The sequence below is a fragment of the Kamptonema sp. UHCC 0994 genome, from assembly GCF_029167235.1.
Taxonomy (GTDB): domain Bacteria; phylum Cyanobacteriota; class Cyanobacteriia; order Cyanobacteriales; family Microcoleaceae; genus Kamptonema.
In genome coordinates this window covers 16,623-28,323 of the sequence record NZ_JARFTR010000004.1, presented here as the reverse complement: position 1 = coordinate 28,323, position 11,701 = coordinate 16,623, and the positions used below count along the sequence as shown (strand labels likewise).

The 11,701-nt window shown below is 42.5% G+C and carries 6 protein-coding genes; 4 read left to right on the top strand and 2 right to left on the bottom strand.

The window, feature by feature from the left end; genetic code table 11:
- Nucleotides 1-100 precede the first annotated feature (100 nt).
- A complete protein-coding gene (locus PY364_RS00700; RefSeq protein WP_275519521.1) occupies nucleotides 101-2,278 on the bottom strand; it encodes a transglycosylase SLT domain-containing protein in 2,178 nt (725 codons plus the stop codon).
- Between the two features lie 75 nt (nucleotides 2,279-2,353).
- On the opposite strand from PY364_RS00700, the gene PY364_RS00695 reads away from it, so the two are divergent.
- Nucleotides 2,354-3,829 carry a leucyl aminopeptidase gene (locus tag PY364_RS00695; protein ID WP_275519519.1) on the top strand — a complete coding sequence of 492 codons (1,476 nt, stop codon included), beginning with the start codon at nucleotides 2,354-2,356 and terminating at the stop codon, nucleotides 3,827-3,829.
- Between the two features lie 464 nt (nucleotides 3,830-4,293).
- The gene (locus tag PY364_RS00690; RefSeq protein WP_275519517.1) at nucleotides 4,294-5,421 is read left to right on the top strand and encodes a fatty acid desaturase; all 1,128 of its coding nucleotides are present in this window, start codon (nucleotides 4,294-4,296) and stop codon (nucleotides 5,419-5,421) included.
- Nucleotides 5,422-5,691: 270 nt separating this feature from the next.
- Here the strand turns inward: PY364_RS00690 and PY364_RS00685 are convergent, their stop codons facing one another.
- Complete coding sequence (locus PY364_RS00685; RefSeq protein ID WP_275519515.1) at nucleotides 5,692-5,946, bottom strand: hypothetical protein; 255 nt, start codon at nucleotides 5,944-5,946, stop codon at nucleotides 5,692-5,694.
- Nucleotides 5,947-6,255: 309 nt separating this feature from the next.
- Between PY364_RS00685 and PY364_RS00680 the strand changes: the two genes are divergently transcribed.
- The gene (locus PY364_RS00680; protein ID WP_275519513.1) at nucleotides 6,256-8,559 is read left to right on the top strand and encodes a PAS domain S-box protein; all 2,304 of its coding nucleotides are present in this window, start codon (nucleotides 6,256-6,258) and stop codon (nucleotides 8,557-8,559) included.
- A gap of 408 nt (nucleotides 8,560-8,967) precedes the next feature.
- Nucleotides 8,968-11,679: a PAS domain-containing protein gene (locus PY364_RS00675; RefSeq protein ID WP_275519523.1), complete on the top strand. Its 2,712-nt coding sequence runs from the start codon at nucleotides 8,968-8,970 to the stop codon at nucleotides 11,677-11,679.
- Nucleotides 11,680-11,701: the final 22 nt, after the last annotated feature.

The following is an 11,701-nucleotide window of genomic DNA, read 5'->3' as shown; positions in this document are numbered from 1 at the left end:
CTGTTTGTAACGCCGCCCTCTGGGCGGTAAAGATACCGCCCAGAGGGCGGCGCTACAAAGCCTAAATCCTAACTATTAAGCCTTGCTATTGCAATTATTATCAAGGTTTCGCTGGTTGTTGTTGTGCCGAATTATGCTGCATCATTAACTGATTGATCTCTGGATTGTAAATCCTTAAATAATTCCAGTAATTCTCAAACACAGACTTCACATATCCCTTAGTTTCATCGTAGGGTATTTTATCCACAAAAGCATCGGGATCGTTAAAGCCAAATCTCTGTAACCAATCTCCGACTGCACCAGGCCCGGCATTGTAACTCGCTACTGCTAACATGGAATTATTCTTATACTCATCATGGGTATGATCGAGATACCAAGTACCGAGTTTAATGTTGTCGTCTACATTCTCTAAAGAATAGTTTTTAAGTTGAATTTGCTTAGCAATCCAATCCCCTGTTTCTGGCATGACCTGCATTAAACCAGTTGCGCCAACTGCTGATTTAATTCCTGGCATAAACCGCGATTCTTGCCGAATTAAGGCGGTAACTAATACTGGATTTAAGCGCATTTCTCCAGACCACTTGACAATTGTTTCTAAGTATGGGAATGGATATAAAGATTGCCAGTAAGCAGGTTGCTGTCTTAAGGATAAATATTGGTTTTTATCCTCTGGTTCTTCTCGTTGTCGTAAACTTGAAATCATCCACAATCCATCTAGATTATCTCCTACTCCTATCCGCATTAACCCGTCAGTAAATTGTTCCGGTATTGACGGCTTCATCTGATTTTTAAACTCAACTTGCCACAGCGTCCAAGCAGAACGATCTTGACCTAACTGATAGAGTTCTTTTAAGGCTTCAGAACCCGCTGGAGGTTCTGGTCTTTGAGCGAGTGGCACTACATTCGGAGATAAGCTTCTCACTGTGGTAAAATCTCCTACAGGCCAACCAAGAAATACCGCCGAACGCCAAGCAAAATAAGATTCTGGGTAGCGGGCGATAGTATATTCAAATGCTTTCTGTGCGTCCTCTTGACGACCGATTCGCTGGGCCCACTTTCCTACCCAAAATGCTGCCTCTGGTGCTAATATGCTTTCGGGGTTATTATTAGTTATATCTCTCGCTTGTTGCCAAGCAATCTTTAAATCTCCGGCCTTCGCCGCTTGTTGAGCAATTGTCCAGCGTAGTTCAGCGGCGGCATCTGAATTGTTGTATTTTTGTAGCAACAGTTGACGAGTTTGGGAAGCGGATTTTTCGCTTCCTTGTTTGTCAAGTATTTTTGATTTGTCTAACAGTGCTTCTGGTGCGCGATCGGGGAATTTGCTAATAGCGCGATCGAGGTAAATCAAAGCTTCTTTGGGATCGGAAAGCCGCGAAATTCTGATTAAACCTAAAGCTGTGTCTTCGCCTCCATCGGGAAATTCAGTTATCAGTTGTTTATAAGCAATTTTAGATTCAGGTATTTTTCCGTCTAACCATAAACCTCGCGCTTTACGGTAAAGATTGCGGGGGGTGCGGGGAGATTTGGCGTAGGCGATCGCAGCTTTGCCATAATCTTGTTTCTCCCAATAGCCGAAGGCGATCGCTTCCCAATCTTCGGGTTTCAAGAAGGCAGAATATTTCTGCGCTAAAGTTTCTACTATTGAGCCGTAATCTTTGAGGTACAAGCCATGTTTGGCGATCAGTAATAGCAATTCTGGCTGATTGGGATTTGCTTTCAGCCGCGATCGCGCCATTTCTACAGTGCGCGGATGAGACGGAAATTCCGCGATCGCTTTGTCCCAATATTCCGGCCGCGTCTTTCCTAAAGTATACAAAGCTTCAGCCGCAACTGGATCGTTCCCATAGCGTTTGAGCAAATCCTGCCAAGTATTTTCAGCTTTACCTGCTTCGCCTGCTGCTTCGTAAGCTTGGGCCCGTAACATCACAATGTGAGATGATAAAATCGGATAATCTTGCTCCAAGTTCTCTAACAAAGTGAGAGCTTGTGCCGCTTCTCCCTTTGCCATTAAATCTTTCGCCAGTAGATAACGCGCTTCGCTGCGGGCCCTAGATTGTGGTTGTTGCGCGATCGCTTCCAACTTCTGCGATCGCTCTATTGGCGACAGCGATACCAAAGTCCTAACTTCCGCCTCCGCGATCGCTGTATCCTGCGGTTTCAGATTCGCAGACGAACCAAATCCGATCCACTTTGTTATCGGTGCAAAAGCTCCGATCGCCAGAGCACAAACGGAAACGCCTATCAATAGAGGAACTGCGGTTTTGCGTTGCTTAAGCATAGGAAATTAGAGAATGGGGACTAGAGAAAGGATAATAAGACTAAAATCTAAAATCTAAATCTAAAAAATTGGAACATGGAATTTAAACCTACTGACACACCCCGCTTGGAATGGACGGGAGACGCTCTAGCTATTGGTTTATTCGAGGATGCGGTAGAATTAACTGATGAACTCGCAAAACTAGATCAAAAGCTAGCAGGCACTTTAAAGGAACTCATTGACGAGGTAGAATTTAAAGGCAAAACTGGCAGCAGTGCGATCGCTCGCGTTGGTAGTCACAGTCAAATCCGCAAAATCCTGATCGTCGGTTTGGGTAAACCAGAAGAACTAAAATTAGAAACCTTGCGCCGGGCCGCCGCTACCAGTGCTAGATTGGCCAAAAAGGAAAAATGCAAAACCTTGGGAATTAGCTTTCCTACCTTACAGGATGCACCGGATAGGACAGCGCAGGCGATCGCAGAAGGCATAGAATTAGCTTTATATCAAGACCTCCGATTCAAGTCCGAACCTGACGATAAAGGGCCTGCGATCGAGCGAATAGACTTGCTCGGTTTAGGTGGCACTGAAGCCGGCATTACCCGCGCCCGTCAAATCTCTGCTGGAGTGATTCTAGCACGGGAATTGGTAGCCGCACCTGCTAATTCTGTCACGCCGATAACAATGGCTGAAACTGCTCAATCCCTTGCCTCTGAATGCGGCTTAGCTTTAGAAATACTAGAGCGGGAAGACTGCGAAAAACTAGGTATGGGAGCATTTTTGGGAGTTGCTTTAGCATCCGACTTGCCGCCTAAATTCATTCACATGATTTACAAACCGGAGGGAACTCCTCGGCGGAAATTAGGCATTATTGGTAAAGGATTAACCTTCGATTCTGGTGGCTTGAATATTAAAGCTGCTGGCGGCATTGAAATGATGAAAGTAGACATGGGCGGCGCTGCTGCTACTTTAGGTGCTGCCAAAGCGATCGGACATTTAAAGCCCGATGTTGAAGTTCACTTTATTAGTGCCGTCACTGAAAATATGATCAGCGGCAAAGCCATGCACCCTGGAGATATCTTAACAGCTTCTAATGGTAAGACCATTGAAGTTAACAATACTGATGCTGAAGGGCGTTTAACTTTAGCAGATGCTTTGGTATATGCTGATAAGTTGGGATTAGATGCCATCGTCGATCTTGCTACTTTAACTGGTGCTTGTGTAATTGCTTTAGGCGATGACATTGCTGGTTTATGGACTCCCGATGACAGCGTTGCTAATCAATTTGCTACCGCCTCTGAACTTTCGGGAGAAAAATTCTGGCGGATGCCTTTGGAAGAGAAGTATTTTGATGGATTGAAAGCCTTACACGCTGATATGAAAAACACGGGGCCACGCCCTGGTGGTTCGATTACGGCGGCGTTGTTTTTGAAGCAATTTGTTAAGGATACTCCTTGGGTTCACTTAGATATTGCTGGGCCAGTTTGGACTGAGAAGGAAAATGGTTATAACAGTGCCGGGGCCACTGGTTTTGGAGTTAGGACTTTAGTAAATTGGGTGTTGGGTGATAGTTAGAATAGAGCAGAATCAATAAGGCAATTAGGGCGTGCTTTGCACGCTCTTTCTCTTGGTAATTGTTAACTGTTAACTGTTAACTGTTAACTGTTAGCTGTAATTGGTAATTGGTAATTGGTAATTGGTAATTGGTAATTGGTAATTAAAAGCAATACCTACCCAATTGAAAACTACTATATCCCGTGTCATTGCGAGCTAATATCCCGTGTCATTGCGAGCGAAGCGAAGCAATCTCAAGTCTTTGCGATTGCTTCGCTTCGCTCGCAATGACATATTTATAATGACAGATTGACAACGACAGATTGACAACGACAGATTTATAATGACAGATTGACAACGACAGATTTATAATGATATAATTAAGCTTGATTTTGTTTATATCTTTATCCAATATGATATAATTCACAGATAATGATATTATACAATAATTCAGAGCTCTATGCTCAAGATTTAGGAATTACACAATGCAGTCAGAAAAATTGAATGATACTGTAGAAAAGGAAATGCTTATTCACCAATCGGTGTATGCTAAAAAATTGCGTCCTTTCTTGCCATCAGAAGCCTTTGAACCAGATTCTAGTAAGTTAGTTATATTGTTCATTAATATGGGCATTTTACTATTAGGATGGGGAATTGCCGATCGCTTAACTCAGTGGCCTATCTATCTTTTATGGCTTTATTTACCTTTAGCTTTGATTATGGGTAATAGTATCGTAGCTATGTCATTTATCACCCATGACTTTATGCACGGTAGCGTTCAGAAAAAGTCTAGGTTGACTTACCCTATTAGTTTTCTAGGGTTTGCAATGTTGTTTATGCCCCCGACTCAGTGGAAAACTCTACACAATATTGTACATCACAGTCAAACAAATTCTTTGGCAGATCCAGACCGCAATTATCTTTATCAGCAGCCGAATACTTGGGGAAAAAGGATTCAAGATTTCTTTGTCCCATCTTTGGACTTCAATCCAGTTTGGTTTTTCATAATAGGGATGGCTGGTTCGTGGTTATTTCATAATTTTTCTAACCTCTCTTCGATCCTGTTATTTAATAATAAATCTGTTGATTATGTACCGGCTGCCTTTACAGTCAGTGAAAAAGATCGATGGACTATTGCCCTTGAATTACTGGCAATTTTCTGCCTGCATTTTAGCATTTTATTCTATCTAGACTTCGATCCGCTCAAACTTGCTCTTGGTTACTTTCTACCGCTAGCAATTGGTCATTCAGGAATCATGTTTTATATTTACACAAATCACCTGGTTTGCCGGATGACAAGTGTTAACGATCCGTTGATCAACAGTCTTTCTCTCCGGGTTCCTAAAATTGTCGATCTGTTACACTTTAACTTTTCCTATCACACGGAGCATCATATTTTCCCTAGTCTTAACTCAGACTATTATCCTCTAGTTCAAGAGTTGATAGAAATTCACTATCCTGGCCGGATGAATTTACTTACTGCTGGTGAAGCTTGGCAACTGTTAATCGACACTCCTCGGCATTACAAAGATGAAGTTACTTTAACTGATTATTCGGGTAAAGTTTCGGTAAATTGCCCTCTTGATAATTCTGATGTCATGCCTTTGGCCTAGCTAAATACATCTGTCACGCTTGCCAGTCTCGTTACACTACGACTAGAAACTGGCGCTACCGATTAAATTTTCCTGATGGGTAAAAACCCTGTCATACCAAATCCGGATTAGCCATCCCCTTTATTAGCAATAATCCGTCATTGCGAGCGAAGCGAAGCAATCGCCTAGTAGGCGAGCGATTGCTTCGCTTCGCTCGCAATGACAATAAAGGCTGTAGAAATGCACTATCTGCTTCCACTTCTGCCATGCTGGAAATTTCGATACGGTATTTCATGAATCAGCAGATAGATTATATTTACGGCGCTGTTCTTTGGCAAATTCATCAAAAGACCGGAACTGACCTGCGACAAAATCATCTAATCCTTGCTGAATACCCTCGATCGCTTCTTCTGAGTCTTGCGCTTCCCACTCTAGGACGTTAGCTAGCAATTCAGATGCCAGGAGATTGACATCTTGACCTTTCCGAATAGCGCGATCGCGAAGTTGCGCTTCTAATTCTGGGCTGAGAGTAACAATAATTGCCATTAAGCTATTTCCTTTAGGATTAAACTTCTGGAGGCTATTCTAGCAAAGATAGGCGATGGCATAAAGATTATGATCGGTGTCGAGTAAATATTTCACGATCGCTTCTTTATGCCATTTTGGTCTATCCCGCCCCACCTACCGCAAGAGTAAAGAGCAAGAGAAAGTTAGCCCTTTAAATACTCATTGATATAATTATTGCGATCCACCCCGCAAAAAAATAAGATTTCTGCCAAAATGGGAAACAGCCTGATTATAGACAAATTCCTTTAAGTCTAAAATCTCAAATCCATCGTCCAAACTCTAAAGTTTATGCCGGAACTCCTGACAAACTTTTTGACCTCAAACCCATTTCTCCCCCAAGGGTATTGCTACCTCTGGAATCCAGAATTGATCTGGCTGCACGCCGCCTCTGATGCGTTGATTGCACTAAGCTATTATTCAATTCCCCTCATGATGGCCTATTTCCTGTATCGGCAGCCGGACTTGCCTTTTCCCTGGGTGCTTTGGTTGTTTGGGGCTTTCATTGTCGCTTGTGGAACTAGCTATTTAATAGATGTTTGGACGCTCTGGCATCCGACATATTGGCTGTCTGGGATAGTTAAATTTATTACTGCTATAATCTCAGTTTATACTGCTGTATCGCTGTTACCGCTGATGCCGCAAGCTCTGAGTATTCCTAGTCCCCCACAGTTAGAGGCGGCTAATGAAAAACTAGCACAAGAAATTCGCGATCGCACCGCCGCTCAAGCACAAATTTCTCAACTTAATGCTGAACTAGAACTGCGAGTTAGTCGGCGGACAGCACAATTGCGCGAAAGTCAAGAACGCTTTCGCTTATTGGTTGAAGGTGTCCAAGATTATGCTCTGGTGATGCTCGATCCTGAAGGTAAAGTTGTTAGTTGGAACAGCGGTGCAGAAAGAATTACTGGCTTCAAGGCAGAGGAAATTATGGGTCAGTATTTCTCTTGTTTTTACGAAGAAGAAGCAGTCCGTTTGGGGAAACCTGAAGAGTTCTTGCAAATAGTCTTAGCTGAGGATCATTGTCAACAAGAAGGCTGGCGATTACGAAAAGATGGATCGAGATTTTGGGCAAATGTTGCTATTACTTCGCTGAGGGATGAAGCTGGAATGTTGCGCGGTTTCTCAAAAGTAACTCGCGATGCAACTCAGCGCAAAATGTTACAAGAAAAACTATTGCGCTATAGTTATGCGATCGCTCTTACTGGTAGTGCAATCAGAATAACTGACGCAGAAAACCAATCAATTTATCACAACCAAGCTTTCATCGACTTGTTTGGTTACACAGTCGATGAACTTAATGCCATCGGTGGCCCAAGAGCGCTTTACCTCACTCCGAAAGTAGCCTCTGAGGTCTATCAAATTATTAATAATACTGGCTGTTGGAGTGGTGAAATCGAACTCAGAACTAAATCTGGCGCGATCGTACCGACGCTGTTGCGAGCTGATAGTATTGTGGATGATGCTGGTAATCGCTTGGGGTTAGTGGCTGTCTGCACTAATATCTCCGAACGCAAACAGGCTGAAGCTGCTTTGCAACAGGCAAAAGCTGAGTTAGAATGCCGAGTTGAGGAACGCACGCAGGAATTATCGCAGCAAAATTTGGCCCTGCGACAATCGGAAGTGCGACTAAAAGAGAAAAATGAGCAGTTAAAAGAGGCTTTGCGAGAACTAAAACAGACTCAATCTCAGCTCATTCAAACTGAAAAAATGTCTTCTTTGGGTCAGTTAGTTGCAGGTGTTGCTCACGAAATTAATAACCCTATTAACTTCATTTACGGCAATATCTCCCATGCTTATTCCTATTTTGCAGAGATGCAGCAGGTTGTACGCCTTTACCAGCAGCATTATCCCGATCCTATACCTGAAATTCAAACATTTATTGATGAGATCGAACTTGATTTCCTACTAGAAGATTTGCCCAAAATTCTCGATTCCATGAGGTTAGGATCTGAGCGTATCCGCGAAATTGTCCAGAGTTTACGGAATTTTTCTCGGCTTGATGAAGCTGAGATGAAGCCTGTAGATATTCATGAAGGTATTGATAGTACGCTGTTAATTTTGCAGAACAGGCTCCGAGAAAAGCCGGGAAAACCCGCGATCGCAGTGATTAAAGAGTACGGCAATTTGCCGCAAATTGACTGTTTCCCCGGTCAGTTAAATCAAGTGTTTATGAATGTCCTTGCTAATGCGATCGACGTTCTGGATGCTCAACCTTCCCCTCGCTTCATTACTATTCGCACAGAAGTAGGGATTGGGGACTGGGAAAATAGGGTTAGGGATTTGGCGATCGCTCCGAGTTCTTACCCGGAATCCACTACAGATGGCGAACTGGAGACTGGGGACTCAAAACTTCCCAATCCTCAATTTGTGTTAATTTGGATTAGCGATAATGGGCCAGGAATGTCGCAGGAGGTGCGCCGTCGGATATTTGACCCTTTCTTTACTACTAAACCAGTTGGTCAAGGTACTGGTTTAGGCTTGTCTATTAGTTATCAGATTGTTGTCCAGAAGCACGGTGGCGTTTTCAATTGCATCTCGGAACCGGGCTGTGGTGCTACCTTTGCGATCGCGCTCCCAGTAAGACGGCAATAATTAAGTCGTTTTCAGTTGTATCAGAACGGGCTAATTGCTAATTGCTAATTGCTAATTGCTAATTGCTAATTGCTAATGAAGGGCTCCACTCATTTTACAATATATGGCAACCGCCATGAGAACTGTTGATAATTTTATTGTTTTAATAACTTACGTAACGCCGCCCTCTGGGCGGTAGTAACCGGAAGCTAGGGCGGCGTTATAGATAACCGTCCTAATTACCTTGGCAGTTGCTATAAAACGTTGATAAAATACATAAAACTATAAACATTTTAATATAAAAAAATAGGATAATTAAACTTAGTTCCCCAACAGGAACAAGCCTTGAAGTAAGCAACCCTGCTGCTTCTTTCCTCCCTTGACTAAAATCAATGGGGTTTTGCGGTTATGTCTTATGAAAAGAACTTTATGCAGCAACTATTAAAAAGTTTTTTGTCAGTAGATTTTATGCCTCACGGAAGATGCTATCTGTGGAATCCCGGATTAATCTGGCTGCACGTCATCTCAGATTTGTTGATAGCAGTAGCATACTATTCAATTCCGCTGCTACTCCTCTATTTTGTCCAAAAACGGCGAGATTTACCCTTTAACTGGATGTTCCTATTATTCGGAGCCTTCATTATCGCCTGCGCTACAGGACATATAATGGAAATTTTGACGCTGTGGTATCCCGCCTACTGGCTCTCTGGCTCCCTGAAAGCTTTAACAGCCGTCATTTCCATATCTACAGCCGGATTGATGATACCGCTGATCCCCAAAGCCTTGGCCCTGTCAAGTCCATCTCAGTTAGAAGCGACAAACCTTGCTCTAGCAAAGAAAATTCAAGAACATGAAGAAGCAGAAGAAGCAATTCGAGTTTTGAATGCAGAATTAGAACAGCGAGTGAGCGATCGCACAGCCGCACTTACCTGGCTTAATGAACAACTGCAAAAAGAAATTGCCGATCGCAAACGCGCTGAAGAAACCTTACAACTAACCCAATTCTCCGTTGATTGTTCCGCCGATGCCGTATTTTGGATCGGCTCCGATGCCAAATTATTATACGTCAATGATGCTGCTTCCCGCACCCTTGGTTATTCACCAGAAGAACTATTGACAATGACTTTTCACGACATCAACCCAGACTTTCCCCAAACCGCGTGGAATTTGCACTGGAGTGTAATGAGGCGCTGCGGTTCAGTTAACATTGAAGCCCACCATCGTACTAAACATAATCGGATTTTCCCTGTCGAAATTACCATCAATCACCTACAATTTAATGGCAAAGAATATCATTGTGCCTTTGCGCGGGACATCACAGATCGAAAACTAGCAGAAAAGGCTTTACAAGCAAGACAAGAAGAGTTTAGCTCTCTAGTTTCTAACATTCCCGGAGCTGTTTATCGATGCGCCTGCGACCATCACCGGACAATGGCTTTCCTCAGTGACGGCATACAAGCTATTAGCGGCTTTCGGGCAAAAAATTTTATTAATAGTAGGACACAAACTTTTGCCAGTATTATTCATCCCGAAGATCGAGAAATAGTAGAGAATACAGTTCAGAAAGCTATCAATTTGAAACAGCCATATATCATCGAGTATCGGCTATTACATAAAGATGGTAATATCAAGTGGGTTTACGATAAAGGTCAAGCTATTTTTGATGGATCGGGAAAAGTTTCATGGCTAAACGGAGCAATTTTTGACATTACAGAACACAAGCAGGCGGAAGTAGAGCGTAGTGAATTAATGGCATCCCTGCAAGCAAGCGAAGAGCGTTTACAACTAGCTTTAGCAGGAACTGACCAAGGATTGTGGGATTGGAATTTAGTAACGGGAGAAGTTTATTTTAGCGCTCAGTGGAGCCAGATTTTAGGCTATGCTGCGAATGAGATTAATGGAGAGGCTAGAGCGTGGTTTCATCTAGTGCATTCAGAAGATAGACCGAAAGTAATTCAGATTCTCAAACAGCATTTAGCAGGTAGTACGCCTTTTTTTGAAACCGAACACCGAATGCTAACAAAATCGGGAGAGTGGAAATGGGTTTTAAATCACGGTAAGGTAGTCACTTGTGGTGAGTTTGAGGAAATATTAGAACTTAAAGAAAATAAACAAAAAACTAATCATTTCAAATCTAATAAACCACTGCGGATGACTGGGACACTAAAAGATATTAGCGATCGCAAACAAGCGGAAGATTCTTTGAGGGAATCAGAAGCAATTGCCCAGCAAAAAGCTCAGCAGCTCGAACTTGCTCTTAAGGAACTCAGGCAAACTCAATCTCAGCTAATTCATACAGAAAAAATGTCTAGCTTGGGTCAAATGGTAGCTGGTGTTGCCCATGAAATTAACAATCCGATTAGCTTTATTTACGGCAATCTAACTTACGCCACTCAGTATATTAAAGATGTCTTGAATTTAGTTCGCATCTATCAAAAATACTATCCCCATCCATCGCTAGAAATTCAACAACAAACAGAGGCAATTGAGTTAGATTTCCTCAGCGAAGATTTACTAAAAATCTTATCTTCTATGAAGATGGGGGCTGATAGGATTCGGGAAATAGTTCTCAGTTTACGGAACTTCTCGCGACTAGATGAATCAGAAAAGAAAGCTGTTGATATTCACGAAGGCATTGAAAATACGCTGCTAATTTTGCAAAATAGATTGAGAACTCGCTCGGATATTCCTGAGATTCAAGTAATTAAAAAATATGGCAATTTACCTAAAGTAGAATGCTATGCCGGACAGCTAAATCAGGTATTTATGAATCTTTTGAGTAATGCTATTGATGCTTTGGAAGAATTTTATCGGCAAAAACAATGCAGATCGTATTTTGATGAATCAGGTTTATCATCTTTCGCTGCAAGAAGCGGCCCGATGATTGTAATTCACACCGAGTTGATAGAAGAAACTTTAATTAGCATCCGTATTGCCGACAACGGTCAGGGGATGACTGAGGAGGTAAGCCGCCGCTTATTTGACCCATTTTTTACTACTAAACCTGTCGGCAAAGGCACAGGTTTGGGTTTGTCTATTAGTTATCAAATTGTAGTAGAGAAACACGGAGGTAAGTTACAATGCAATTCGGTATTTGGACAAGGTTCCGAGTTTGCGATTGAGATTCCTCTGAAATGCTAAGTAGAAGGAAGAAGGAAGAAGG

Bases quoted from the DNA above. Each gene is read 5' to 3' on its own strand.
- PY364_RS00685 (WP_275519515.1), bottom strand. From the start codon at position 5,946: ATGGCAATTATTGTTACTCTCAGCCCAGAATTAGAAGCGCAACTTCGC.
- PY364_RS00690 (WP_275519517.1), top strand. From the start codon at position 4,294: ATGCAGTCAGAAAAATTGAATGATACTGTAGAAAAGGAAATGCTTATT.
- PY364_RS00700 (WP_275519521.1), bottom strand. From the start codon at position 2,278: ATGCTTAAGCAACGCAAAACCGCAGTTCCTCTATTGATAGGCGTTTCC.
- PY364_RS00675 (WP_275519523.1), top strand. From the start codon at position 8,968: ATGCAGCAACTATTAAAAAGTTTTTTGTCAGTAGATTTTATGCCTCAC.
- PY364_RS00680 (WP_275519513.1), top strand. From the start codon at position 6,256: ATGCCGGAACTCCTGACAAACTTTTTGACCTCAAACCCATTTCTCCCC.
- PY364_RS00695 (WP_275519519.1), top strand. From the start codon at position 2,354: ATGGAATTTAAACCTACTGACACACCCCGCTTGGAATGGACGGGAGAC.